Origin of the sequence: Streptomyces nymphaeiformis, from assembly GCF_014203895.1 — a bacterium.
GTDB lineage: Bacteria > Actinomycetota > Actinomycetes > Streptomycetales > Streptomycetaceae > Streptomyces > Streptomyces nymphaeiformis.
Map to the genome: position 1 here is coordinate 12,261 of NZ_JACHJY010000009.1, position 26,131 is coordinate 38,391.

General features: G+C 72.8%; 20 protein-coding genes. 6 read left to right on the plus strand and 14 right to left on the minus strand.

The genetic code is table 11. From position 1 onward, the window contains the following. Nucleotides 1-10 precede the first annotated feature (10 nt). The 3 genes from GGE06_RS28620 to GGE06_RS28630 are packed head-to-tail and all read right to left on the minus strand — an operon-like array spanning nt 11 to nt 3,199. Nucleotides 11-850, minus strand: coding sequence for a carbohydrate ABC transporter permease (locus tag GGE06_RS28620; RefSeq protein WP_116165250.1), 840 nt, complete (start codon nt 848-850; stop codon nt 11-13). 19 nt (nt 851-869) lie between these two features. Further along, complete coding sequence (locus GGE06_RS28625; protein WP_184932156.1) at nt 870-1,868, minus strand: carbohydrate ABC transporter permease; 999 nt, start codon at nt 1,866-1,868, stop codon at nt 870-872. A gap of 14 nt (nt 1,869-1,882) precedes the next feature. Then, nucleotides 1,883-3,199 (minus strand): extracellular solute-binding protein, encoded by a 1,317-nt coding sequence (locus GGE06_RS28630; RefSeq protein ID WP_184932157.1) that lies wholly within the window; start codon nt 3,197-3,199, stop codon nt 1,883-1,885. Between the two features lie 201 nt (nt 3,200-3,400). On the opposite strand from GGE06_RS28630, the gene GGE06_RS28635 reads away from it, so the two are divergent. Continuing rightward, on the plus strand, nt 3,401-4,711 hold the full coding sequence (locus tag GGE06_RS28635) for an ROK family transcriptional regulator (protein WP_116158205.1): 1,311 nt from the start codon (nt 3,401-3,403) through the stop codon (nt 4,709-4,711). Between the two features lie 33 nt (nt 4,712-4,744). Here GGE06_RS28635 and GGE06_RS28640 read toward each other — a convergent pair whose 3' ends face one another. The 6 genes from GGE06_RS28640 to GGE06_RS28665 all read right to left on the minus strand — a co-directional run bounded on the left by GGE06_RS28640 (nt 4,745) and on the right by GGE06_RS28665 (nt 13,852). Beyond that, nucleotides 4,745-6,922: a discoidin domain-containing protein gene (locus GGE06_RS28640; protein ID WP_184932158.1), complete on the minus strand. Its 2,178-nt coding sequence runs from the start codon at nt 6,920-6,922 to the stop codon at nt 4,745-4,747. Between the two features lie 205 nt (nt 6,923-7,127). After that, complete coding sequence (locus tag GGE06_RS28645; RefSeq protein WP_116158211.1) at nt 7,128-8,264, minus strand: XdhC family protein; 1,137 nt, start codon at nt 8,262-8,264, stop codon at nt 7,128-7,130. 39 nt (nt 8,265-8,303) lie between these two features. Beyond that, the gene (locus tag GGE06_RS28650) at nt 8,304-9,776 is read right to left on the minus strand and encodes an NCS2 family permease (protein WP_116158212.1); all 1,473 of its coding nucleotides are present in this window, start codon (nt 9,774-9,776) and stop codon (nt 8,304-8,306) included. 205 nt (nt 9,777-9,981) lie between these two features. Further along, entirely contained in the window at nt 9,982-12,369 is a 2,388-nt protein-coding gene (locus GGE06_RS28655; protein ID WP_116158213.1) for a xanthine dehydrogenase family protein molybdopterin-binding subunit, read from the minus strand. Nucleotides 12,370-12,371: 2 nt separating this feature from the next. Beyond that, nucleotides 12,372-12,959, minus strand: coding sequence for a (2Fe-2S)-binding protein (locus tag GGE06_RS28660; protein WP_184932159.1), 588 nt, complete (start codon nt 12,957-12,959; stop codon nt 12,372-12,374). 2 nt (nt 12,960-12,961) lie between these two features. After that, nucleotides 12,962-13,852, minus strand: coding sequence for an FAD binding domain-containing protein (locus GGE06_RS28665; protein ID WP_116158215.1), 891 nt, complete (start codon nt 13,850-13,852; stop codon nt 12,962-12,964). A gap of 305 nt (nt 13,853-14,157) precedes the next feature. On the opposite strand from GGE06_RS28665, the gene GGE06_RS28670 reads away from it, so the two are divergent. Next, nucleotides 14,158-15,852, plus strand: a complete 1,695-nt coding sequence (locus GGE06_RS28670; protein WP_116158216.1) for a PucR family transcriptional regulator — start codon at nt 14,158-14,160, stop codon at nt 15,850-15,852. 324 nt (nt 15,853-16,176) lie between these two features. Continuing rightward, a complete protein-coding gene (locus tag GGE06_RS28675; protein WP_116158217.1) occupies nt 16,177-16,980 on the plus strand; it encodes a hypothetical protein in 804 nt (267 codons plus the stop codon). Nucleotides 16,981-17,020: 40 nt separating this feature from the next. Here GGE06_RS28675 and GGE06_RS28680 read toward each other — a convergent pair whose 3' ends face one another. Then, nucleotides 17,021-18,673 carry a WD40 repeat domain-containing protein gene (locus GGE06_RS28680; RefSeq protein ID WP_116158218.1) on the minus strand — a complete coding sequence of 551 codons (1,653 nt, stop codon included), beginning with the start codon at nt 18,671-18,673 and terminating at the stop codon, nt 17,021-17,023. 111 nt (nt 18,674-18,784) lie between these two features. Further along, nucleotides 18,785-19,645: a GntR family transcriptional regulator gene (locus GGE06_RS28685; protein ID WP_184932160.1), complete on the minus strand. Its 861-nt coding sequence runs from the start codon at nt 19,643-19,645 to the stop codon at nt 18,785-18,787. 193 nt (nt 19,646-19,838) lie between these two features. On the opposite strand from GGE06_RS28685, the gene GGE06_RS28690 reads away from it, so the two are divergent. Together GGE06_RS28690 and GGE06_RS28695 are read left to right on the plus strand one after the other, a co-directional pair. Continuing rightward, a complete protein-coding gene (locus GGE06_RS28690; RefSeq protein ID WP_184932161.1) occupies nt 19,839-20,705 on the plus strand; it encodes a (2Fe-2S)-binding protein in 867 nt (288 codons plus the stop codon). A 213-nt stretch (nt 20,706-20,918) separates the two neighbouring features. After that, nucleotides 20,919-22,031, plus strand: a complete 1,113-nt coding sequence (locus tag GGE06_RS28695; RefSeq protein ID WP_116158220.1) for a DUF2637 domain-containing protein — start codon at nt 20,919-20,921, stop codon at nt 22,029-22,031. 36 nt (nt 22,032-22,067) lie between these two features. Here GGE06_RS28695 and GGE06_RS28700 read toward each other — a convergent pair whose 3' ends face one another. From GGE06_RS28700 to GGE06_RS28710, 3 genes are all read right to left on the minus strand, one after another. After that, nucleotides 22,068-22,472: an ATP-binding protein gene (locus GGE06_RS28700; protein WP_116158221.1), complete on the minus strand. Its 405-nt coding sequence runs from the start codon at nt 22,470-22,472 to the stop codon at nt 22,068-22,070. A 97-nt stretch (nt 22,473-22,569) separates the two neighbouring features. Then, nucleotides 22,570-24,312, minus strand: a complete 1,743-nt coding sequence (locus GGE06_RS28705; protein WP_116158222.1) for a pyruvate dehydrogenase — start codon at nt 24,310-24,312, stop codon at nt 22,570-22,572. 27 nt (nt 24,313-24,339) lie between these two features. Beyond that, nucleotides 24,340-25,737, minus strand: a complete 1,398-nt coding sequence (locus GGE06_RS28710; protein ID WP_376773606.1) for a protein phosphatase 2C domain-containing protein — start codon at nt 25,735-25,737, stop codon at nt 24,340-24,342. Here GGE06_RS28710 and GGE06_RS44115 point away from each other — a divergent pair. Beyond that, nucleotides 25,622-26,092 carry a hypothetical protein gene (locus tag GGE06_RS44115; RefSeq protein WP_376773607.1) on the plus strand — a complete coding sequence of 157 codons (471 nt, stop codon included), beginning with the start codon at nt 25,622-25,624 and terminating at the stop codon, nt 26,090-26,092. The two genes, GGE06_RS28710 and GGE06_RS44115, sit on opposite strands and share 116 nt — an antisense overlap. Nucleotides 26,093-26,131 lie beyond the last annotated feature (39 nt).

Below are 26,131 nucleotides of genomic sequence, written 5' to 3' on the forward strand. Positions count from 1 at the left end.
CGGGGGGTCGTCACTTGACCGCGCCCGCGGTGAGGCCGGTGACGAGGTAGCGCTGGAGGAGCAGGAACCCGGCGACGACGGGGACGCTCACCACGAGGGAGGCGGCCATCACCTGGTTCCAGTAGACGTCGTTCTGGGTGGCGTAGCCCTGGAGGCCGACGGCGAGGGTGCGGGTGGTGTCGGTGGTCATGACGGAGGCGAAGAGGACCTCGCCCCAGGCGGTCATGAAGGCGTAGACGCCGACGGCGACGATGCCGGGGATCGCGGCGGGGACGACGACCCGGAAGAGGGCGCCGAGCGGGCCGCAGCCGTCGACCTCGGCGGCCTCGTCGAGGTCGCGGGGGACGGCGTCGAAGTAGCCGATGAGCATCCAGATGGAGAACGGCAGCGAGAAGGTCAGATAGGTGAGGATCAGACCCCCGCGCGAGCCGAAGAGCGCGATGCCGGTGGCGTTGCCGATGTTGACGTACAGGAGGAAGAGCGGCAGCAGGAAGAGGATGCCGGGGAACATCTGGGTGGAGAGCACCGTCACGGTGAAGACGCGCTTGCCGCGGAAGGCGTGGCGGCTGACGGCGTAGGCGGCGAAGACCGCGACGACGAGGGAGCAGGCGGTGGCCGTGCCCGCGACGACCAGGGAGTTCACGAAGTAGTCGGCGAGCGGGACGGTCCGCCAGATGTCCACGTACGGGCGGAGGGTGAGCCCGGAGGGGATCCACTGGAACTTCCCCGAGACGTCCGCGAGGGGTTTGAGGGAGCTGGAGACCATCACGTACACCGGCAGCAGGACGAAGCCGGTGAGGAGGGTGAGGAAGATCCGGCGGCTCCAGAGGAAGGAGCGGGGGGCGGCCATGGGCGAGCGGGGCCGGTGGTCACGAGGCATCGCCGGTCCTCCTTCCCCGGGTCGTGAGCAGCAGGTAGGCGCCCGTGACGACGAGCAGGAACAGCAGGAGCAGCACCGACATCGCCGAGCCCGTGCCGAAGTTCCAGGTCTGGAACGAGGACTGGTAGATGTGCAGGGAGATCAGGTCGGCGGCCTCGGGGGCGGCCTTGCCGAAGAGCACGAAGGGGGTGTTGAAGTCGTTGAACGTCCACAGGAACAGCATGAGCACGAGGACCTGGTTGACGGGCTGCAGGGACGGCAGGGTGATGTGGCGGATCTGCTTCCACATGCCGGCGCCGTCGAGGGCGGCGGCCTCGTAGATCTCCCTCGGGACGTTCTGGAGTCCGGCCATCAGGACGAGGAAGGCGAAGGGCCAGCCCTTCCAGACGGAGACGACGAGCAGGGTGACGAAGGCGTTGTCGCCGATGAGCCAGAAGGCGGGGCTGTCGCCGATGCCGAGCTGGTCGTGGAGGACGTGGTTCACCAGGCCGTTGTCCCGCTGGAACATGAACGCCCAGGTGATGACGGCCGCGTAGACCGGCAGGGCGTACGGGACGAGGAAGAGCGCGCGCAGGAAGCCGCGGCCTCGGAAGGTCTCCTGCATGAAGACGGCGGCCGAGGCGCCGAGGAGCCAGCACAGGCCGACGGAGCAGACGGTGAAGAGGCAGGTCGTGAGGAACGACTTCAGGAGCGCCTCGCCGACGGGGGCGTCGAAGTCGACCGAGACGGCGTAGTTGCCGAGTCCGGTCCAGGGGGCGGCCGTCCAGTCGCGGATGAAGAACTGGGTGAGCTCCTTGAAGCTCATGACGATGCCGATGAGCATCGGCAGGAGGTGCACGAGGAGTTCGAGGAGGAGGGCCGGGAGGAGCAGCAGATAGGGCAGTCCGCGGGCCCGGAGCCGCCCGGGGCGGCGCCTGCGCGGGGCCGCCCCGGGGGTGTGCCGCTGCCCGGTCCGCCCGTGGGGCTTCTCGATGGCGGTGGTGGTCATGGTGGCGTCCGGGCTCACTTCTTGGGCATCTGCTGCTGGGCCTTGTCGAGCTTGGCCCGTACGGACTCGGTGGTGACGGGGCGTCCGGCGGCGGCGTCGGCGAAGAGCTCCTTGACGGCGGTGCCGACGACGGTCTCGAACTGGGACTCCTCGGGGACCTGCGGCAGGGCGGCGGCGCTGGTGGCGAGGGTCTGCTTGAGGACCGTGACGGTGGGGGTGTCGAAGGCGGGGTCCTGCTGGGCGGCCTTGACCGGGGGGATGGAGCCGTAGGCGCTGTTGAGCGTCTTCTGCTCCTGGTCGCCGGTCATGAACTTCACGAACTTGAGGGCGCCGTCCTTGTTCCCGGTGTTCTTGAAGACGGCGAGGTTGATGCCGGCGACCATGGAGTTGATCTGCCTGCCCTGTCCGGGGGCGCCGGAGGGGACGGGCGCGGGGGCGACGCCCCAGGCGTCGGGGTTCATGCCCTGGGCCTGGAAGGTGGTGCCGGGGGTCTGCCAGAGGACCATGGCGGTGCGGTCCTTGGCGAAGTCGGCGAGGGACTGGTTCTGGGCGTACTCGGCGTTGCCGGGGGCGACGATCTTGTGGGCGGCCATGAGGTCGACGTACTGCTTGACGGCGGCGACGGCGCCGTCGGAGGTGAAGTCGGCCTTGCCGTCGGGGGTGAAGAAGTCGGCGCCGTGCTGCTTGCCCATGACGAAGACCTGGTGGATGTTGTTGGCGAGGCTGCCGCCCTCGACGCCGATGGCGGACCTGCCGTCCTTGCTGAGCTTCTTGCCGTCGGCGATCAGCTCGTCCCAGGTGGCCGGCGGCTTGGCTATGCCGGCGTCCTTGAACATCTTCTTGTTGTAGTAGAGCGCGTAGGCCATGGAGTAGAGCGGGACGGCGGCCGGGTCCTGGCCGGTGGCGCCGGTGGAGCCGAGCGCGGAGTCGACGAAGCGGTCCTTGCCGCCGATGGCCTCGAAGTTCTTGGCGTCCCAGGGCAGCAGGGCGCCGGTGGACTGCAGGGAGGCGCTCCAGGTGTTGCCGATGTTGAGGACGTCGGGGCCCTGGCCGGAGGTGGCGGCGGTGAGGATCCGGTTGAGCAGGTCGGACCAGGGGATGACCTCCAGCTTGACCTTGATGCCGGTCTCCTTCTCGAACCGGTCGAGTTCGGGCTGGAGGACCTTCTTGTCGACCTCCAGGCTCGCGCCCTGGTTGGAGGCCCAGTAGGTGAGGGTCTTGCCGCCGCCGGAGCCGGAGCCGTCGGCCGAGGAGCCGCCTCCGCAGGCTGCGGCGGTGAGGACGAGGGAGAGGGTGACGGCACTGGCGGCCGCGGCTCTGATTGTGCGCATGGCTCCTCATGGCCCTTTCGGGGAGTGACGGGGAGCTGGGGAGGGCGGGGTCCGTGGGTGCGTCCCGCGTTCAGGAGGTGAAGGCTCGGACGGCCCCTCCCCGGCTTATTTCAGGACGTGAGTTAAACCTCAAGAGAAGGTCGCGTCAAGGGTCCCGGCAGCGGTATCTTGCGGTCACGACTACTTCACCTGGGGGCCCAAGTGACCATGCGGAACGGCCGCACCGTGCGTGACCTGCGACGCGAGAACCGCACCGCCGTCCTCCAGCGCCTGTACTTCGACGGACCCATGAGCCGCTTCTCCCTCGGCCCCGCCACCGGACTGAGCTCCGGCTCCGTCAGCAACGTGGTCGCGGAGCTCGTGGCGGAGGGCCTCGTGGAGGAGGCGGGCAGCGTCGACTCGGCCGGCGGTCGCCCCCGTACGCTGCTGCGGATCACGCCCGGCAGCGGCTGCATGATCGGCGTGGACGTCGGCGAGACCCGCGTCCGGATCGAGCTCTTCGACCTCACCCTCACCGAACTCGCCCGCACCGAGCGCCCCTTGGCGGTCGACCGGCCGAACCCCCATGAGCGGTACGAGGTCGGGGTCGTCGTCGAGCACGTGCGGGCGGGCATCGCGGAGGTGCTCAGGACCGCGGGCGTCCCCGCCGAGCGACTGCTCGGCGTCGGCGTCGGCGTCCCCGGCATCGTCGCCCGTACGGCCGAGGAGGGCGCGGTCGTGCACGGCCAGACCATCGGCTGGGACGCGGTCCCGCTGGAGCGGCTGCTCCGCGAGAGCGTGGACCTGCCGGCCTCGGTGCCGTACTGGATCGACAACGGCGCCAAGACCCTCGGCCAGGCCGAGATGTGGTTCGGCGCCGGCCGGGGCGCGCGCAGCGCCGTGGTCGTCCTCTTCGGCTCGGGCGTCGGCGCCTGCGTGGTCACCGACCCGATGGGGCCCGGCCGGGCGCTCGAATGGGGTCATCTGACGGTACGGGTCCGGGGGCGCCGCTGCCGCTGCGGCGCCCGGGGCTGCCTGGAGGCGTACGCGGGCGCCGAGGCCCTGCTCGAACGCTGGCGCGAGGCGGGCGGGCGGCCCCCGGCGGGCGCGGACGAGGAGACGGCCCTCACCTCGATGCTGGCGGCCGCCTACCCGGCCGACGCGGACACGGAGCCCGACGCGACGGCGGTCGCGGTCCTGGAGGAGACCGCCGAGTACCTGGGCGCCGGCTTCGGCGACCTGATCAACCTCTTCCAGCCCGAGCGCATCCTCGTCGGCGGCTGGGCGGGCCTCCAGCTCGGCGCCCGGTTCCTGGAGACGGTGAAGGGGTACGCCGCCGAGTACGCCCTGACGTACCCGGCGGCACGGGTCGGCATCGCCATGGGGACCCTGGGCCCGGACGCGGTGACGGTCGGCGCGGCGATCCTGCCGCTCGCGGACTTCTTCGCCCGGGGCGGCCGGCGGGCCGAGGCGGAGCCGGCCGAGGAGCAGCCGGCGTGGGCGTCGACCGTACGGGAGAGGGCGGCGCACTGAGCGCGCGCCGCCCTCCGCCCCGCCCCGCGGGGATCAGGGGTACGAGACCACCGTGGACGGCACGGTGTCGGTGCCCGAGGTCGGGGCGCCGATGCCGTTGATCACGTGCTCGTACTGGCCCTTGCCGCCGAGCGAGACCACGAGCAGGTCGTGGAACCTGACGCCGGGCTTCACCGGGGCCCGGAAACCGTGGTCCTGACGGATCGTCGGGTCCACGTTGTAGTAGCAGTAGCTGCCGAGCCCCCAACCCTCGTGGGTGCTCACGGAGTCGTCGACGCGGTAGGCGGCGTAGCCCTTGTAGGGGCCGTCCTGGACGGCGGCCTGGTTCGGGGCGTCGTACGCCTTCTCGTTCTGGAAGAAGATCGTGCGGCCGCGCTCGCCGAACCACTCGACGTCGTACTTGTTGAAGTGCTCGACGAAGAGTCCGGTGGCGAGGACGTCGTCGCCGTACACGCGGACGCCGTAGTCGGCGCGGTTGGTCTCCCAGCCGACTCCCTCCCCGTGGTCGGCGCGCCAGACCCAGGTGTGGTCGACGATCGTGTCGTCGCTGTTGACCACCATGGCGGTGGTCGCCTTTCCGGCGCCCGCGCCGCCGACGCGGAAGTACACGTCCTGGACGGTGGTGGGGTCGGCGGAGTGGTCGGCGGAGGCGTTCTGCGGCCCGACCTCGAGGAGGGTGGGCGAGTTGACGGTTCCGGCGTCGACGAGGAAGCCGGCGAGGCGGACGCCGTCGACGTCGGCGACGCGCATCGCGGTGACACCGTTGTCCGGGACGATCGTGGCCAGGCCGAGGCCGAGGACGATCGTGCCCGCGCGGTTCACGGTGATCGTCCGGTCGACGTGGTAGACGCCGGGCGTGAACAGCAGGTGCAGGCCCTGGTCGAGCGCCTGGTTGATGGTGGCGGCGGTGGTGCCCGGCCTGACGACGTAGAACCGGCCGAGCGGGATCCTCTCGCCCTGCGGGGTGCCGTTCGCCCAGGTGGTGCCGCGGGCGTCGGTCCGCTTGGCCGGGGCGAAGACCTTGTACTGGTTGTCCTCCCAGATCAGGTACGGCTTCTCGCGGGAGATCGGGGTGGTGTCGAGGGTGGTGTACTTCGGCTCGGGGAAGGCCTGCGCGGGTGCGCCCTCGGTGCCGGAGAAGACCTGGTTCCAGACGGAGTTGGACCAGCCGCCGATCGTGCTGTCACGGGTGTACCACTGCTGCTGCGAGTAGTTGCCGATCTGGCCGTCGATCTTCGAGTCGGCGATGTAGCCGCCGCTGGCCCAGCCGTAGCCGTTGGGGGCGAGGTTGAGCCCGCCCTTGACGTGCATGCGGCGGAAGGAGGAGGCCTGGGCGACGGCCCAGCGGTCGGTGCCGTTCACGGGGTTGAGGGCGAGCCCCTCGGCGCCGCGCCAGAAGTTCTGGGTGGCGTTGCCGTTGAACCAGCCCGCGTCGACGGTGACGTCGCCGTTGATCGTGGTGTCGTCGGGGCGCAGTCCGAGGCCGGCGATCTGGGTGTAGAAGCCGATCTGGGCGTTGAGGCCGTTGTAGGTGCCGGGCTTGAAGAGGAAGGCGTGGCGGCCGCTGCCGAACTGGGCCGACTCCTGCTGGGCGAAGACCTCGTCGAGCTTGGCCTGGATGCCGGGCGTGGACGGGTCGAAGACGTGCACGTTCGGCCCGAGGTCGCCGCCTCCGGGCAGGGCCGGGCCGCCGTCGGCGGTGCCGTACACCTGGAACTCCCAGAGGGAGTAGCCCCAGCCGGTGGCCCGGGTGGTGCCGTACACGCGGACGTAGCGGGCGGTGCCGGTGACGGGCAGCGACTCGTTGCCGCCGGGGCCGTTCGCGGTGCTGTAGGCGGTCGTCCAATCGGTGCCGTTGCCGGAGAGCTCGATGCGGTACGCCTTGCCGTAGGCGGTCTCCCAGCGCAGGTCGACCCTGCTGAGCGCGGCCGGGGCGCCCAGGTCGACCTGGATCCACTGCGGATCGGCGAAGGCGCTCGACCAGCGGGTCCCCGGGTCGCCGTCGACGGCGGCGCTCGCGGGGGTGCCGCCGTTCTCCTGACTGGAGGCGGTGGCGGGCCTGCCCTGCGAGAGCAGGACGGGGGCGGCCGCGGCGGGGGGCGCGGCGACGAGCGCGAGCAGACCGGCAAGGAGCACGGTGACGAGGGCGGCGGCGGTGGCGCGGGGGCCCGGGCGTGGGGGTGGCGCGAGACGGGTGCCGGGTGCGGACATGGCTCGAACTCCTCATGTACGAGGGGGGTTTGGGGATGGGGAGCGCGCACTCCGCAACAGATGCTCACGGCTGCCCGGATCCGGGTCAAGTCATGGGACCCACTTTTCTTTTGGCTTGCATTAAGTGTCGAGAGAGGAGCGGGGTGCAACGAAACGCGCCCCGGGGCAGGTTCGTCCTGCTCCGGGGCGCGCGAGGGTGCTGCGACTACGCGACGGACCCTATGCGTCCGTCCGGCTCGCGGGGTCCTTCGTGGTGGATCGGGGTGTGGGCGCCCGTGAGGGAGACGCCGCTGCCGCCGCGGCGGTTGGCGACGATCTCGGCGCCGATCGACAGGGCGGTCTCCTCGGGCGTGCGCGCGCCGAGGTCGAGGCCTATCGGGGAGCGCAGGCGGGCGAGTTCGAGTTCGGTGACGCCGACGCCGCGGAGCCGCTCGTTGCGGTCCTCGTGGGTGCGGCGGGAGCCCATCGCGCCGATGTAGGCGACGGGAAGCTTCAGGGCTGCCTGGAGGAGGGGCACGTCGAACTTGGCGTCGTGCGTGAGGACGCAGAGGACGGTCCGGCCGTCGACCTCGGTCGACTCCAGGTAGCGGTGGGGCCAGTCGACGACGATCTCGTCGGCCTCGGGGAAGCGGGCCGGCGTCGCGAAGACGGGCCGCGCGTCGCAGACGGTGACGTGGTAGCCGAGGAACTTGCCGACCCGGACGAGGGCGGCGGCGAAGTCGATGGCGCCGAAGACGATCATGCGGGGGGCGGGGACGGAGGACTCGACGATGAGGGTCAGCGGCTGTCCGCAGCGGCTGCCGTCCTCGCCGATCTCCACGGTGCCGGTGCGGCCCGCGTCGAGCATGGCCCGGGCCTCGGCGGCCGCGGTGCGGTCCAGCTCGGGGTGGCCGCCGAGCTTCCCCTCGTACGAGCCGTCGGGACGGACGAGGAGGGCCTGCCCCAACAGGTCCTCCGGTCCGTCCACGATGCGGGCCAGGGCCGCCGCCTCCCCCGAGACGGCGGCGGCCAGCGCGGCGGGGAAGACCCCGCCGCGGACCGGGGTGACGAGGATGTCGATGATGCCGCCGCAGGTCAGACCGACCGCGAAGGCGTCCTCGTCGCTGTAGCCGAAGCGCTCGACGACGGTCTTCCCGTCCTCGAGGGCCTGGACGCACAGGTCGTAGACCGCGCCCTCCACACACCCGCCGGAGACCGATCCGATCGCCGTGCCGTCGCTGTCGACGGCGAGGGCGGCTCCCGGCTGCCGGGGCGCGCTGCCGCCGACCGCGACCACGGTGGCGACGGCGAAGGTGCGTCCCTGCTCGACCCACCGGTGCAGCTCTTCGGCGATGTCCAGCATGTCGGTCTCCTTGGGTGTGTACGGAGGGCGGGTCGGGCGTCAGCTGACGCCCAGCCACCCCTCGATCGGGTGGAGGGCGAAGAACACGATGAAGATCGCGGTCAGGGCCCACATGAACGCACCGACCTCGCGCGCCTTGCCCTGCGCCACCTTGATGACGGTGTAGGCGATGACGCCGGCCGCGACGCCCGGGGTGATGCTGTAGGTGAACGGCATCAGGACGACGGTCAGGAAGACCGGGATCGCGACGGAGCTGTCGCCCCAGTTCACGTGCTTCGCGTTCATCATCATCATCGCCCCGATGACGACCAGGGCGGCGGAACCGACCTCGCGGGGCACGATCTGGGTGATCGGGGTGAAGAAGATGGCGGCCGCGAAGAACAGGCCGGTGATCACCGAGGAGAAGCCGGTGCGGGCTCCTTCGCCGACGCCGGTGGCGGACTCCACGAACACGGTCTGGCCGGAGGCGCCGGAGACGCCGCCGATCGCGCCGCCCGCGCCGTCGATGAACAGCGCCTTGGAGAGGCCGGGCATCCGGCCCTTGTCGTCGGCGAGGTTGGCCTCGGTGCCGACGCCGATGATGGTGGCCATGGCGTCGAAGAAGCCGGCGAGGACCAGGGTGAAGACGATGACGCCGACGGTGATGAAGCCGACGTCGCCCCAGCCGCCGAAGGAGACGTCGCCGAAGAGCGAGAAGTCCGGGCTGGAGACCGCGCTGCCCTTGAGCTCCGGAGCGCCGTTGGCCCAGGAGCCCGGACCCTTGGCCGGGATGTCCGCGACCGCGTTGACGATCAGGGAGACGATGGTGCCGGCGACGATGCCGATGAGGATCGCGCCCGGAACCTTGCGGGCCTGGAGGGCGAAGATCGCGAGCAGGGTGACCGCGAAGATCAGGACCGGCCAGCCGACGAGTTCGCCGCCGGCGCCGAGGGTGATGGGCGGGCCGAACTGCGGGCCGGCGCCCACGAAGCCGGCCTTGTTGAAGCCGATCAGCGCGATGAAGAGGCCGATGCCGATGGTGATGCCGTGCTTGAGCGGCAGCGGGATCGCGTTCATGATCATCTCGCGGAGACCGGTGACCACCAGGAGGCAGATCACCAGACCGTAGACGACGCACATGCCCATGGCCTGCGGCCACGTCATCTGGGGCACGACCTGGGTCGCGAGCACACCGGAGACGCTGAGACCGGCCGCGAGGACGAGCGGGACCTTGCCGACGAAGCCCATCAGCAGGGTGGTCACCGCCGCCGCGAAGGCGGTCGCCGTGATGACGGCGGAGGTGGCCAGGACGTGCTTGTCGACGTCCGGGCCTCCGAGGAGGATCGGGTTGAGCAGGAGAATGTACGCCATCGCCATGAAGGTGGTGACGCCGCCGCGGATCTCCGTCGCGACGGTGGATCCTCTCTCCGAGATGTGAAAGTACCGGTCGAGCCAAGAACGGCCGGCGGGGACGTTGGAGCCGGAGCCCGCGTCCTCAGAGGCGGTCTTGGGCTCCACAGACGACTGGGTCATGGGGCCTACTCCCAAGGTTCAAAGGGGCACCCGCACGAGGGAGGCTCGTATCAGCGGGATTTGGGAACTGCTGTTGGCTGCACGACCCGGGGGACGGCCCGAGACGAACGGGGCACTGCGGGGGCACTGCGGGGGTACTGCTGCTCCGGGCGGTGCGGGCGGGGAAGTGTGACGTTCCTGGGAGGCACACACCGCCCGGAGAGTCCTACAGGGTGCCGGTGAGCGCCTCGGGGCGGACCGGCGTCTTGTTGAGCTCCAGGCCCGTCGCCGCCCGGATCGCCGCGAGGACGGCCGGGGTGGACGACAGGGTCGGGGCCTCGCCGATGCCCCGGACGCCGTACGGCGCGTTGGGGTCGGCCAGTTCGAGGTAGTCGACCGGGATGGTCGGCGTGTCGAGGATCGTCGGGATCAGGTAGTCCGTGAAGGAGGGGTTGCGCACCTTCGCGGTCTTCGGGTCGACGATGATCTCCTCCATCACCGCGACGCCCAGGCCCTGGGTGGTGCCACCCTGGATCTGGCCGATCACGGAGAGCGGGTTGACCGCCTTGCCGACGTCCTGGGCGCAGGCCAGCTCGATCACCTTCACGAGGCCGAGCTCGGTGTCCACCTCCACCACCGCGCGGTGCGCGGCGAAGGCGTACTGGACGTGGCCGTTGCCCTGGCCGGTGACGATGTCGAAGGCCTGGGTCGGACGGTGCCGGAACTCCTCCTCGACCTCCACGACCTGGTCCTCCAGGACGTCCGCGATGGTCGCGAGGGCCTCGCCGCCGTCGGTGACGACCTTGCCGCCCTCCAGGAGGAGTTCGGCGTTGGCCCAGGCCGGGTGGTACGAGCCGAACTTGCGCCGGCCGATCTCCAGGACCTTCTCGCGGACGATCTCGCAGGAGTTCTTGATGGCGCCGCCGGTCATGTACGTCTGGCGGCCCGCGGAGGTCGAACCGGCCGAGCCCACCTGGGTGTCGGCGGGGTGGATCGTGACCTGCTGGACGCCGAGCTCGGTGCGGGCGATCTGCGCGTGGATGGTGACGCCGCCCTGGCCGACCTCCGCCGCGGCGGTGTGGACCGTGGCGACGGCCTCGCCGTTGATGACCTCGATGCGGATCTTGGCGGTCGAGTAGTCGTCGAAGCCCTCGGAGAAGCCGACGTTCTTGATGCCGACCGCGTAGCCGACGCCCCGTACGACGCCCTCGCCGTGCGAGGTGTTGGACAGGCCGCCCGGCAGCGCGCGGACGTCCGCGCTCTCGCCGGCGGTCTCCCACTGGCGCTCCGGCGGCAGCGGGCGGGCCTTGACCCGGCGGAGGAGCTCGGCGACCGGGGCCGGCGAGTCCACGACCTGGCCGGTCGGCATGATCGTGCCCTGCTCCATGGCGTTGAGCTGGCGCAGCTCGACCGGGTCCATGCCCAGCTCGGCCGCGAGCTTGTCCATCTGCGCCTCGTAGGCGAAGCAGGCCTGGACCGCGCCGAAGCCGCGCATGGCGCCGCAGGGCGGGTTGTTGGTGTAGAGGCCGATCGCCTCGATCTCCACGTCGTCGACGACGTAGGGGCCGATCGAGAGGGAGGAGGCGTTGCCGACGACCGAGACCGTGGAGGAGGCGTACGCGCCGCCGTCGAGCACGATCTTGCACTTCACGTGCGTGAGCTTGCCGTCCTGGGTGGCGCCGTGCTCGTAGTAGAGCTTCGCCGGGTGCCGGTGGACGTGCCCGAAGAAGGACTCGTACCGGTTGTAGACCATCTTGACCGGCTTGTTGGTGCGCAGGGCGAGCACGGAGGCGAGGATCTGCATCGAGATGTCCTCGCGGCCGCCGAACGCGCCGCCGATGCCCGCCATGGTCATGCGGACCTTCTCCTCGGGCAGGCCGAGGCAGGGGGCGATCTGCTTGAGGTCCGAGTGCAGCCACTGGGTGGCGACGTACAGGTCGACGCCGCCGTCCTCGGCCGGTACGGCGAGGCCGGACTCGGGGCCGAGGAAGGCCTGGTCCTGCATGCCGAAGGTGTACTCGCCCTTGACGATGACGTCGGCGCGCTTGGCGGCCTCGGCCGCGTTGCCCCGGATGATCGGCTGGCGGTGCACGATGTTCGGGTGCGTGACGTGGGCGAAGGCGTGGTCGGTGCGGTTCTCGTGGACGAGGATCGCGTCCGGGGCCGTGGCCGACGCCTCGTCGGTGATGACCGGGAGCTCCCGGTACTCGACCTTGATCTTCGCGGCGGCGCGGCGGGCGGTCTCCGGGTGGTCGGCGGCCACGAGGGCGACCGGCTCACCGTGGTGACGGACCTTGCCGTAGGCGAGGACCGGGGTGTCCTGGAACTCCATGCCGTAGTTCTTCGCGGCCGGCAGGTCCTCGTGGGTCAGGACGGCGTAGACGCCCGACACCTTGAGGGCCTCGGAGGTGTCGATCGACACGATCTCGGCGTGCGCGACGGTGGAGCGCAGGACCTGGCCCCAGAGCATCTCCTCGTGCCACATGTCCGAGGAGTAGGCGAACTCTCCGGTGACCTTGAGGGTGCCGTCGGGGCGGAGCGTGGACTCGCCGACGCCGCCCTTGGTGTGGTTCTGGGTGACGTCCCGGGGGATGCCGGTGGTGGTGCCAGCCATGGTCAGACCGCCTCTCCCTGACGGGCGGCCGCGAGGCGGACCGCGTCGAGGATCTTCTCGTAACCGGTGCAGCGGCAGAGGTTGCCGGAGAGCGCCTCGCGGATGTCCGCGTCCGTCGGGGACGGGTTGCGCTCCAGCATCTCGTCGGCCGCGACGAGCAGACCGGGGGTGCAGAAGCCGCACTGGACGGCGCCGGCGTCGATGAACGCCTGCTGGATCGGGGAGAGTTCGACACCCTCGCCGGTCTGCGAGTCCTGAGCCGGCTTCGCCTCCCACCGCTTGGCCTCGTCGATCGAGGTGCCGCAGGCGCCGGAGGCGCAACCGCTGTGCGCCTCGCGCTCCTTGGCGAACTCCGCCAGGCCCTCGACGGTGACGACCTCGCGGCCCTCGACCTGACCGGCGGCGACCAGGCACGAACAGACCGGCACGCCGTCGAGACGGACGGTGCAGGAACCGCACTCGCCCTGCTCGCACGCGTTCTTGGAGCCGGGCAGACCCAGGCGCTCACGCAGAACGTAGAGGAGGGACTCGCCCTCCCAGACGTCGTCGGCTTCCTGCGGACGACCGTTGACCGTGAAATTGACGCGCATGGTTATGCAGCTCCCTCAAGCGTGCGGCCCGCGCCGCGGTACTGCTCCCACGTCCAGCCGAGCTGGCGGCGAGCCATGATGCCGACGGCGTGGCGCCGGTACTTGGCGGTGCCTCGGACGTCGTCGATCGGGTTGGCGGCGGCCGAGCAGAGGTCGGCGAACTGCTTCGCGATCGACGGGGTGATGATCTTGCCGTTGTCCCAGAAGCCGCCCTCCTCGAGAGCCGCGTTCAGGAAGGCCTCGGCCTCCTTGGCGCGGATCGGGGTCGGCGCGGCGGAGCCGATGCCGGTGCGCACGGTCCGGGTCTCCGGGTGCAGGGCCAGGCCGAAGGCGCACACGGCGATGACCATCGCGTTGCGGGTGCCGACCTTGGAGTACTGCTGGGGGCCGTCCGCCTTCTTGATGTGGACGGTCTTGATGAGCTCGTCGGGCTGGAGCGCGTTGCGCTTCACGCCCGTGTAGAACTCGTCGATCGGGATGAAGCGGTTGCCGCGCACCGACTCGACCTCGACCTCGGCGCCCGCGGCGAGCAGGGCCGGGTGGGCGTCACCGGCGGGCGACGCGGTGCCGAGGTTGCCGCCGACGCCGCCGCGGTTGCGGATCTGCGGGGAGGCGACCGTGTGCGAGGCCAGGGCCAGACCCGGGAGCTCCGTGCGCAGGTTCTCCATGATCTGCGTGTACGGGACGGAGGCGCCGAGGCGTACGTTCGCCTCGCCGACCTCCCACTCGCGCAGCAGCTCGATGCGGTTCAGGTCCAGGAGGTACTCGGGGCGCCGGTGGTCGAAGTTGATCTCGACCATGACGTCGGTACCACCGGCGATGGGCACGGCCGTGGGGTGCTCGGCCTTGGCGGCGAGCGCCTCCTCCCAGCTGGCGGGGCGAAGGAAGTCCATGGTGGCTCTCTTCTAGTGATTCTGGTGATCGGGGGTCGAGCTAGTGGGTCCGGGGGGACGGCCGGCCCTCGACATCGTGTTCATGTGCTGTTCACGCGGTGTGTGGCCTAGTACACAAGCCACGATCGCCCAGGTGCAGTCACCGAAAACATGAAGGAGTTGGCTGGTGCCCGTCGTCGTCTTGTAGATTCGAACGAACGGCGGGGAACAGAAACCTCGCTGTTTTCCCCTGGAAACGGTGGCACCACCCCACCGTCGACAACGCGACACCCACCATCACCGAACGAAGGAACGGCGGCGACACGATGCGGCTGCGCGCACTGCTGGAGAACGACGCGCTCGGGCTGCGCCTGCTCGGCGGCGAGGACGAGCTGGACCGGACCGTCCGAGGCGTGATGACGACGGACCTCAAGGACCCCAGCCGCTACCTGTCCGGCGGCGAGCTGGTGCTGACCGGCCTGGCCTGGCGGACGGAGCCGGCCGACGCCGAGCCCTTCGTCCGGATCCTCGCCTCGGCCGGGGTGGCGGCCCTCGCCGCGGGTGAGGCCGAGCTCGGCGACATCCCCGACGATCTCGTAGAGGCGTGTTTGCGCCATCGGCTGCCGCTCTTCGCAGTGAACGAATCCGTTGCGTTCGCGACGATCACCGAACACGTTGTTCGACAGGTCTCCGGCGAGCGGGCCGGCGACCTGGCGGCCGTCGTCGATCGCCACAGGCGCCTGATGACCTCCGGTCCGGCCGGCGGCGGCCCCGAGGTCGTCCTCGACCTCCTCGGCTCCGACCTGGACCTGCGGGCCTGGGTCCTCTCCCCCACCGGCCGCCAGATCGCGGGCGCCGGCGAGCCCCTGGAGGCCGCGCTCGCCGCCACCCTGGCCGGTGAGCACCTGGCCGCCACCCGGACCGGCCGGCGCGGCCCGCACCGGCTGGGCGTCGCCGGAACCACGTACTCGCTCTTCCCGATCCGCAACACCGGCCGGGGCGCCGCACCGGCCTCCCGTGACGTGCGCGAGACGGTCCTGTCGGACTGGCTGCTCGCCGTCGAGGCGGACGCCGGGGACTGGCCCGCCGCCCGGCTCGACCTGCTCCAGGGCGTCACCCAGCTGATCGCCGTCGAGCGGGACCGGCGTGACGCGGCCCGTACGGTACGGCGCAGGCTCGCCCAGGAGGTCCTGGAGCTGGTGCAGACGGGCGCCGCGCCCGCCGAGATCGCGGCCCGGCTGCGGGTCGCCGCCCCGGTGCTGCTGCCCGGGCTCGGCACGGCCCCGCACTGGCAGGTCGTCGTCGCCCGCGTGGAGTGGGACCAGGAGGCGGGCCAGGCCCCCGTAGAGACGGGTCCGGTCGCGCAGGCGCTCCTGGAGGAGATCCTCGTCGACCCGGCGACCGTCGGCGCCGAGTCGGCTGACCGGATCGCGGTCGCGCACAGCGGCGACGAGGCGATCGCCCTGGTCCCGCTGGCCGCGGGCCCGCTGCCGGAGAGCGAGGACGAGGGCCCGGCCCCCGCCCTCGGCCTCCACGCGGACGCGCTGCTCGCCTCCGTACGGGCTCCGCTGTCCGCGGGTCTCGACGGCGACGGGCGCCTCACGCTGGGCGTCAGCGCGGCCGTGCACTCGGCGGAGGGCCTGCGCGGGGCCCTGGAGGAGGCCCGGCACGCCCGCCGGGTGGCCGCCGCCCGTCCGGGCCGGGTCTGCGCCGCCGGGCACCACGAGCTGGCCTCGCACGTGCTGCTGCTGCCGTTCGTCCCGGACGACGTGCGGCGCGCCTTCACGGCCCGGCTGCTCGACCCGCTGCGGGACTACGACCGACGCCACCGGGCGGAGCTCATCCCGACCCTGGAGGCCTTCCTGGACTGCGACGGCTCCTGGACCCGCTGTGCGACCCGTCTCCACCTGCACGTGAACACGCTGCGCTACCGGGTGGGCCGGATCGAGCAGCTCACCGGCCGCGACCTCTCCCGCCTGGAGGACAAGCTCGACTTCTTCCTGGCGCTGCGGATGAGCTGACCCGTTCGGGGGAACCCGAGCGGATGCGCGAGGGCCCGTCGGGGTCCCGGTGTTTCACTCCTTCGGGCGAGTCCGAAGGAGTGGGGAACGGGGCCGCGGCGGGCCCTCGGCGCAGGGTCCCGCGGACCCGGCCCGCGCCTGATCACCGGCGTGATCACTGGCCGACAGGCCCTCCGGCGCCCGACGGGAACGGGCCGCGGCGGGGGTCCGCACCCCCTTCGGAGTCTTGTGAAATTTTTCACCCGACCCCTTGGCCGGGTACTCCCTTCCGTGCTGAGATGCCGTCCTACTCAACAGCTCGATGGCGCGCTCGGGGAGGGCAATGTGGCGGATACCGCCATGTCTGGTTCCGAATCAAGGGGTGGCGAAGATCCGTCCCTCGCCTACGGCAAGGAGACACCCGTGGAGACCGCCATATGGCGGCTCCGCTCCCGAGGTTGCTGGACGGACGCGGCCGCGCTGCTCGCGCCGCACGCGACCGAACCGGCGGCCGCACTCGAACGGGCCGCGCTGCTCATCGAGCGCTGCCTCTACACCGAGAAGGGCTGGGCCGATGCCGAGGAGGCGCTGCGGGCGGCCGAGGCGGTGGCCGGCACCGACGAGGAACGCGGGGCCGCGGCCTGCGAACGCGGCTATCTCGCCTACGCCTCCACCCTGTTGGGGGTGCGCGACCGGGCCGACGAGGCACGGATGGCGCTCGGCCGGGCGGCGGCGCTGATCGGCCCCTCCGCCGGCGGCCGTCCCCTCCTGGACTTCCGGCGCGGGCTCATCGCCCAGAACCTCGGCGACTCCCCGCAGGCGGCCCGCGCCGCGTACCGCAGGGCGCACGCGGGGGCGACCGCCCAGGGCGACTCGCTCCTGCTCTCCTTCACCTGGCGGCACCTCGCCGGACTCGCGCTGCGCGAGGGGGAGTTGGCGGAGGCGCGGCACGGTTTCGCGGAGTCGCTGCGGATCCGCGAGGAGCTGGGCTATCTGGTCGGCACGGCCCCGGCGCTCACGGCCCTGGCGAACACGGAGACCGAGCCGGAGGCGGGGCGTCTGCGCGCCGAGGCACGACGTCTCTTCCAGTTGCTCGGCGGCGTGCCGACCTGGCTGTCGGCCCAGCTGACACCCCGGGCGGCCACCTGAAGTGGCGGGTGCGGGGCGGCTTCTGACGTCCCGTACCCGTTCACTGCCGGGGCACCAGGCACACCAGGCTGTCGTCGGTGCCCACGAGGAGCGAGCCGGCGGCGGTGACCGCGACCGCGCGGACCGGGGGGCCCGGTCGGAAGGAGAGCGTCGGTCCGCCCTCCGGGCGGTGGAGCTCGACCAGGCCGTCGGCCCAGGCCGCGGCGACCAGCGGCCCGTACGGGGTCTCGGTCGCGTGCAGGGAGACGACCGGCGAGGGGCGTTCGGCGAGGGGCTCGGGGCGCGCGTCGCGGCCGGGGGTCCAGAGCCGGACGCTCCCGTCCGCGCCGCCCGAGCAGACGAAGGGGGTCTCGGACTCGACCGCGGCCACGGCCGTGACCCGGCCGCTGTGCGAGGCGGACTGGTGAAGACCCGTCAGGCCGAAGGCGTGGACGGAGCCCAGCCGGTCCCCCACCACCACCGAACCGGCGATCGCCGCGAGCGCCGTGCCCGGGTGGCGGGCCAGGGTCGCCGAGACCGCCTCGGTGAGCCGCTCCAGGTACGGGGGCCGGGGCGCCGTTCCCCGTACGGCGTGCAGCCGGCCCCGGTCGTCCAGGAGCAGCACCGTGCCGTCCGGCGCGGGCGCGAGCGCGGTGATCCGGCCCGGGACGGTGTGCGCGAGGCGGCCGGCGGGGCTCGCGTCGGCCTCGTGGAGCAGCCGCACGGTGCCGGTGGGGTCGCCGACGAGGAGGGTGCCCTCCAGCGGGCCGCCCGCCGCGCCGAGCACGGTGACCGGGCCGGGCCAGGGCGGGTTCAGGTCGCCGCGGTGGCGGGCCCACCGGACCCGCCAGGGCGCGCCCTCCGCGAGCGTGGCGAGCGCGGGGCGGAGCCGGGGGTCGGCGCCGTCGCCGAGCGCGGCCAGGAGCACCAACGACCTTTCTTCCGGGGCCTGTTCGCGGCAGAGCGACTGTCCGGCGCGCATCCAGGCGGTGCGGAGTCCGCCGTGCTCGTCGACGCCGCCCCCGCCGGGCCGGGCGGACGGTTCGGGGCCGTCGAGGGTGCCCGGCACCCCGGCGAGGGCCGCGCCGGTGACGTACGCCGTGGTGACGAGCAGCGGGTCGGCCGCGCAGACGGCCGCCGGGTCGGAGAGGTCCGGCAGCGGCGGGGCCGGCTCCGGCCGGGCACCGTCGGCGGTGTCGGGTGCGCCGTCGAGGTCGAGGACGGTGACCCGGCGCTCGGCGCGCAGGGCGGCGGGGGCCGGGGTGCCGCTCCGGGCCTCGACGACGAGCCGGATCCGGCCGACTCCGGCGAGCTCGGCGACGAGCCGGGTCAGCGCGGCGGGCTCGGCGGCGGCGTGGAGGTCGGTGAGGAGGAGGACGGCCCGGCCGGCGGGCCGCGACTCGCTCGTGGCGAGGGCGTGGACGAGGTCGTCGGGCGTCCGGGCCACGACGCCGAGGCGGTCGGCGATGGTCCAGGCGGCGCCGAGCGCGCTCTGTCCGGCGAGCGGGACGAGCACCCGGGCGGTGCGGCGGCGGGAGCGGCCGGACCGGGGTCCGTACGCGGCGAGCCAGCCGAGCAGCGCCGTCTTCCCGCTGCCGGGGGCGCCGGTGACGAGGCACATCCGGGGCGCCTCGGGATCGGTGAGCCAGCCGAGCAGCGCGGCGGCCTCGGCTTGCGTACCGTCCCATGCCGGGGACGGACTCACGGTCGGCATCGGACACCTCACGGGTGACGCACTACGGACGGCTGACGTCTTCGACCTTAGTCGTCCGGGGCGATCAAGACTCCGTTCCGGTGAAGTGTTCTCGCGCCCGGTGCCGGGTGCTCAGCAGTCCGATCCCATGAAGTGCTCCTGCACCAGGGTCTGGACCACGGGCAGGTCCTGGGCGATCAGGGCGTCGAGCAGGGCGGTGTGCTCGGCGGCGTCGGCGACGAGGACGCCGTGGCGGAGGACGGGGGCGCTGATCAGGGGCCACTGGGAGCGGCGGTGGAGGTCGTCGGCGACGGCGAGCAGCTGCTCGTTCCCGGCGAGGGAGAGGACGGCCCGGTGGAAGGCCCGGTCGGTCTCGGCGTAGTGCGCGCGGTCGCCCCGGGCGGCGGCCGTGGCGGTGGCCTCGGCGAGCGGCCGGAGCTCGGCCCAGCGGGCGGCCGGGACCGTGCGGGCGAGCCGCAGCATGACGGGGACCTCGATGAGCGCGCGGACCTCGGCGAGCTCGGCGAGCTCGCGGGGGGTGCGCTCGGTGACGCGGAAGCCGCGGTTCGGCACGACCTCGACGGCCCCCTCGACGGCGAGGCGCTGCATGGCCTCGCGGACGGGGGTGGCGGAGACGCCGAAGCGCTCGGCGAGCGCGGGCGCGGAGTACACCTCGCCGGGCCGGAGTTCGCCGCCGACGAGGGCGGTGCGGAGCGCTTCGAGGATCTGGCCGCGGACGGAGTGCCGGCGCACGGTGCGGGGGCCGAGGGGCGCCGGTTCGCCGTGGGTGTGCTCGCCCCGGACGTACTCGGCACCGCGCGCCTGCTCGGGGACCCGCAGGGATTCGGGGTGCGGCGGCTCCGGACGTATGGACGGGGCCCGTACGGTCTCCGCGCGTGCGGCGTCCGCGAGTACGGTCTCCGCGCGTGCGGCGTCGCCGAAGGGGGGCGACGGCCTCTCCGTCGCCCGCTCGCGCGCTGCGCCCTGCTCCACCCGGGTCCTCCTGCGGCCTCGTGCCGGGCCCGGCTCGCGTCGCCCGGGTCCTCTGTGCACCATAGGCGAACGGACCGACATCCGGGGCATACGGGCCGCCTCCGCAGGTGGGAGGGGCTCCCCGGAAGTGAGAGCCCACTCGAATCGGGTAAGGTAAGGCTAACCTTCCAGTGCTCGCGATTCGGTGGTGTGCATGACCGTCCCCGCCCTGTTGCCCACGCCCCTGGCCTCCCCCGTCGCGGCTTCCTACGCCCGGCTCGCCGAGGCCTTCCCCGGCCTGCGGACGGAGGAGCCCGCCCGGGGCGAGCGGATGCCGCGCGGCGCGGGCTGGGTCGGCGCGGACGAGCTCGCGGCCGGCGGCCCCGCCCTCGACGCCTTCCTCGCCTGGGACGACGCACAGGTGCTGCGGGACCACGGCACCCGGGCCCGCCCCGACGTCGTCGCGAGCTTCGGGCTGCACCGGTACGCCTGGCCCGCGTGCCTCCTCGTCACCGTCCCCTGGTTCCTGGACCGCCGGGTGCCCCGGCTGCCCGTCCGGAACGTGGCCTTCCAGCGGGTGCGGGGCCGCATGGCGGTCCGGGTCGAGGAGTTCGCCTGCCTGCCGGGCGACCCCGCCGCCGCCCTGCCCGGCGCCCGGGTCGTCGACGGCGAGGAGGCACTGCGGGCCGAGGTCCGCGCCTCGCTCGCCGAGCACTTCGAGGCCGTCCTCGACGGCTTCGGCCCCCGGATGCGGCGCGGCCGCCGCGCCCTGTGGGGGATGGCCACGGACGAGATCGTCGAGGGCCTCTGGTACGTCGCGACCCTGCTCGGCGAGGAGCGGCGGGCGATGACCGAGCTCGAACTCCTCCTGCCGGGCACCCCCAAGGCCTACAAGCCGTACACCGGCGGCGCGGGCTTCCGCGAGCTCGCCGGCACCGAGGGGGCGGACGGCGCCCCGGCCGCCACCCGCGACCGGGCCAGCTGCTGCTTCTTCTACACGCTGCGTCCCGAGGACACCTGCCTCACCTGCCCGCGCACCTGCGACGCCGAGCGCATCCGCCGGCTGACCGCGACCGTCTGAGACCCCCGGGCCGCGACCGCACTTACGCCACCCTTTCGAGTGATGCCAATCGAACTCAATTCCCTTTCCCTGCACGGATGTTCGGCCAGATCGCACCTATTCGCATGCCTTGCGACCCCGATGGCGTGCTCTTGCCCCGAAACGCCTTGAGCACCCCACGGGGTCGGCCAGTATGGGCCGCCAAACGCCCTACTGCGATGCAAGGGACACCGCATGAGACTGACCGACATATCGCTGGACTGGCTGCTTCCGGGCGGCGTGATGGTGGCCGGGGTCCTGACGGCGGTGGCGGTGCTCGCGCGCGGGAAGCGCGCCGGTGACCAGGCCGCGGCCGACGACTCCTGGGAACGGAGCGAGGAGCGCCGCAGACGCAAGGAGGCGGTCTACGGATTCGCCTCGTACGGGCTGCTGTTCCTCTGCGCGGCCGTCGCGGCGGCGCTCTCCTTCCACGGCCTGGTGGGCTTCGGCCGGCAGAACCTCAACCTCGCCGGGGGCTGGGAGTACCTCGTCCCCTTCGGCCTCGACGGCGCCGCCATGTTCTGCTCGGTGCTCGCGGTCCGCGAGGCCAGCCACGGCGACGCGGCCCTCGGCTCGCGCCTGCTGGTCTGGCTGTTCGCGGGCGCGGCGGCCTGGTTCAACTGGGTGCACGCACCGCGCGGCATGGGCCACGACGGCGCTCCGCACTTCTTCGCCGGCATGTCCCTCTCGGCGGCGGTCCTCTTCGACCGGGCGCTGAAGCAGACCCGCCGGGCGGCGCTGCGCGAGCAGGGCCTGGTGCCCCGTCCGCTGCCGCAGATCCGCATCGTGCGGTGGCTGAGGGCGCCCCGGGAGACCTTCGCGGCCTGGTCGCTGATGCTCCTGGAGGGCGTACGCACCCTGGACGAGGCGGTCGACGAGGTGCGCGAGGACCGGCGGGAGAAGGAGGAGAACCGGCTCCGGCGGCGCGACCAGGTCAAGCTGGACCGGGCGAGACTCAAGGCGATCAACCGCCAGCACCGCGCCTTCGGGCTCGGCCGCGGCGGCGGACGCCAGGTCGAGATGGCGGCGCTCGGCACCTCGGCCGGCGCGGGTGCCGGCTCGGGTGCGGGCGGCGGTTCGGGCTCCGCGTCGGGTGCCGTGCAGGCCGCCGTCGCGGAGCCCGCCATAGCGGACCCCGGACAGCTGCCGCTTCGACCCCGGCCCTCCCTGCAAGCCGTCAGGGGCGATGAGCCCCGCCCCGGCGAGTCCCGGACGGTGGACCTCACCGCCGAGGACGACACCCAGGCGCTGCCCCGCCTCGACTCCCTGGAGCGCAAGCTCAAGGATCTGGAGCAGCAGTTCGGCTGAGCACGGGAAAAGGACGGAAACCGGCGGGGCCGCCTCTCAGGCGGCCCCGCCGTTCAGTTCGAACCACACCACCTTGCCCAGTGCGTGGTCCTCGACCCCCCAGGAGTCGGCGAGTGCCTGGACGAGGACGAGTCCCCGGCCGTGCGTACCGTCGTCGGCGGGCGGTACGTCCGGCTGCTTCAGCCCCGGAACGAAGTCGCGGACCTCGACCCTCAACTGCTCGGGGACGACCGTGGCGGTCACGACGGCCCCGTGCTCGGTGTGGACCAGGGCATTGGTCACCAGTTCGCTGGTGAGCAGCTCGGCCACGTCGGAGGCGCCCGGTCCGCCCCACTTCCGCAGCAGTTCACGCAGGGCATGTCGCACCTCCGGCACCGCGGTGAGATCGGCGCATCCCACCTTTCTGAGCAGTTGAGTCGGCTGTCGTGCCTCCCCGGCCATATCCCCCACCCACGGTCGCGTCGAACAGGCTCACGGGGATGCATGCCCCGCATCACCGTCCGCATTCATGAGGCGGGACTTTCCGGACACTCCCCCGTCAGGGCCTCGGCACGTTGCGGAGGTTGGAGCGGGCCATCTGGAGCATGCGACCGACTCCGCCGTCCAGGACGATCTTGCTGGCGGAGAGCGCGAACCCCGTCACCATCTCGGCGCTGATCTTCGGCGGGATGGAGAGCGCGTTCGGATCGGTGACGACGTCGACCAGGGCCGGGCCCTTGTGCTTGAAGGCGTCCTTGAGCGCGCCGGCGAGCTGTCTGGGCTTCTCGACGCGGACGCCGTAGGCCCCGGCGGCGCGGGCGATGGCGGCGAAGTCCGGGTTCTTGTTCGTCGTGCCGTACGAGGGGAGCCCGGCGACCAGCATCTCCAGCTCGACCATGCCGAGGGAGGAGTTGTCGAAGAGGACGACCTTCACCGGCAGGTCGTACTGGACGAGGGTCAGGAAGTCGCCCATCAGCATCGAGAAGCCGCCGTCGCCGGAGAGCGAGACGACCTGGCGGTTCCGGTCCGTGAACTGGGCGCCGATCGCCTGCGGCAGGGCGTTGGCCATGGAGCCGTGGCTGAACGAGCCGATGATCCGCCGCCGCCCGTTGGGCGAGAGGTAGCGGGCCGCCCAGACGTTGCACATACCGGTGTCGACCGTGAAGACCGCATCGTCGTCGGCGAGGTCGTCGATGACGGCGGCGACGTACTCGGGGTGGATCGGGACGTGCTTCTCGACCTTGCGGGTGTAGGCCTTGACGACGCCCTCCAGCGCGTCGGCGTGCTTCTTCAGCATCTTGTCGAGGAAGCGGCGGTCGGTCTTGGCGCGGACCCGGGGGATCACACAGCGCAGGGTCTCGCGGACGTCCCCCCAGACGGCCAGGTCGAGCCGGGAGCGGCGGCCGAGGTGCTCGGGCCGGACGTCCACCTGCACGATCGTGACGTCGTCGGGCAGGAAGGCGTTGTACGGGAAGTCGGTGCCGAGCAGGATCAGCAGGTCGCACTCGTGGGTGGCCTCGTAGGCGGCGCCGTATCCGAGCAGACCGCTCATCCCGACGTCGTACGGATTGTCGTACTGGATCCATTCCTTGCCGCGCAGGGCGTGGCCGACCGGCGACTTGATCCGCTCGGCGAACTGCATCACCTCGGCGTGCGCCCCCGCCGTGCCGCTGCCGCAGAAGAGCGTCACCCGGTCGGCGGCGTCGATCATCCGCACGAGGGCGTCGATCTCGGCGTCCCCCGGGCGGACGGTGGGCCGGGTGGTGACGAGCGCGGTCTCCGCGGTCTTCTCCGGGGCGGGCTGGGAGGCGATGTCGCCGGGCAGCGAGACGACGCTGACGCCGCCGCGGCCGACGGCGTGCTGGATCGCCGTGTTCAGCAGCCGGGGCATCTGCTTCGGGTTGGAGATGAGCTCGCTGTAGTGGCTGCACTCGCGGAACAGCTGGTCGGGGTGGGTCTCCTGGAAGTAGGAGAGCCCGATCTCGCTGGACGGGATGTGCGAGGCGAGCGCGAGGACCGGGGCCATGGAACGGTGGGCGTCGTACAGGCCGTTGATGAGGTGGAGGTTGCCGGGCCCGCAGGAGCCGGCGCAGGCGGCGAGGGCGCCGGTGACCTGGGCCTCGGCGCCCGCGGCGAACGCGGCGGTCTCCTCGTGCCGCACCTGGATCCAGTCGATCGCCGGGGTACGGCGGATCGCGTCGACCACCGGGTTCAGGCTGTCGCCGACCACTCCGTACAGGCGCCGGACGCCCGCGCGGACGAGGATGTCGACGAACTGCTCCGCAACGTTCTGTTTGGCCATGGCTCCATCAACACACGGCCCGGAGGGTTACGCCTCCCAGACGGCCACCCCCGTACGGTCGTCGGCGTAACCTGTCACCCTCAGCTGGGTGTCGGCGAGGAAGGCGGCGAGGCCGGGCGGCTCGGCGTCGGCCCAGCGGGCGGCGAGCTCGTGGGCGAGGGCCGGTTCGCCGCGCATCGGGTCGGCGAGGCCGGGCGAGGCGAGGAGCAGGGTGTCGCCGGCGCGGGCCACGGAGGCGCGGAACCGGAACGGCTCGGCGGGCGGCGGCACGGGGTCCTCGACGAGCGGTGGCGCGGTGGTGATGCCGAGGTCCATGGTGAGCCGGTCCTCCTCGGCGGGTGGTGAACCGAAGCCGACGACGGGGGCGCCGGTGACGGCGGCCGGTTCGGGCAGGAGCGGTTCGAGGTCCTGCCAGGAGCCGTCGCGGAGCCGGAAGAGTCCTCCGCCGCCGATGCCGAAGAAGACCCGGGTGCGGCACTCGGGGTCGGCGGGGACCAGGAGGCAGCGGAGGGTCGCGCTGTACTCGTCGGGTGCGACGCCGCGCTCGGCGGCGCGGGCCCGCAGCTTGCCGTACGTCCGGTCGGTGAGCCGGTGCAGTCCGGACTTGAGGTCGCCGCGGCGGCCGGACCTGATGTCCTCGGAGAGCCGGGCGTGGCTGCGGCCGACGGCCTCGGCGATCCAGTGGCAGGCGTCGGCGGCGGCGAGATGGGCGTCCTCGGCGGCGCGGGAACCGGCGGCGACGGCGACGAGGACGAGCGCGGTGTCGTCGTGCCCGAACCGGGCGGTGAGCAGGGCGTCGCGGCGGGGCTCGCCCCGGTAGCGGGCGGAGTCACCCCGTACGGAGGCGGCCCGCAGCGTGCAGGTCCCGTACCGGGCCCCGTCGAGCACGGTGTCGGCGACGAGCTCCCCGAGCTCCCCGGGCCGCGCGACGGGCAACGCGGTGGGCTCGGCCTCGTAGGTGGGCGGCCGACTCCCGACGAACCCGGTCCGAGGCCGTGGCACGGGCACGGGTACCTGGACGGTGAGGTCGGGGTCGGGAGCCGGCTCCTCGGGCGAGGGCACGTGAACGGTGGGCGTCTCGACGGGGGCCGGCGGAGCCGCCGGGGGCGGGGCCGCAAAGGTCCGCGGCCCGGCCCCCACAGGCGCCTCCCAGGGCGCGGCCCCGGCCGGCGCCGACCGGGCGGCGGGGGGCGCGGGCGGCGTCGGGGGCGCGGGAGCCGGAGACGCGGGCGGCGCGGGCACTACGGACGGCGCGGGCGGCGCGGAGGCTGCGGGCGGCGTAGGGGGCGCCGGTGGCTCAGGCCGCGTGGTGGCCGCAGGGACCACGGGCGGCGCGGACGGCGCGCTCGGCGCGGAAGCGACAGGCGGCACGGGGGCCACGGGTGGCGCCGGGGCTGCCGGAGGCGTGGGGGCCGCAGGCGGCACGGGCAGCGCCGAGGCCGCAGGCGGCACGGGCGGCGCCGAGGCCGCAGGCGGCACGGGCGGCGCCGAGGCCGCAGGCGGCACGGGCGGCGCCGAGGCCACCGGTGGCGCGCTCGGCGCGGCGGCAGGCGGCGTGGCAGCCTGCGGCGGCGCCGGGGGCTCGGGCGGTGTCGGTCGCGGCGCCGGAGGCGGGCTCTGGGGTGGCGGTACCGTCGACGGGGGCGGTGGTGCGGACGGCAGGTCCGGGGGCGGGGGCGGCGGATCGCCCTGGCGCGGTGCGCGTGGTGTCGTGGCGAAGTGGTCGTCGAGCGTGTCACCCGAGACCGTCGGGGCCGTGTCCGGCGCCGACTCGTCGTAGAGCTTGTCCCACCAGTTGTCCCCCTGCTGAGTCATGCCC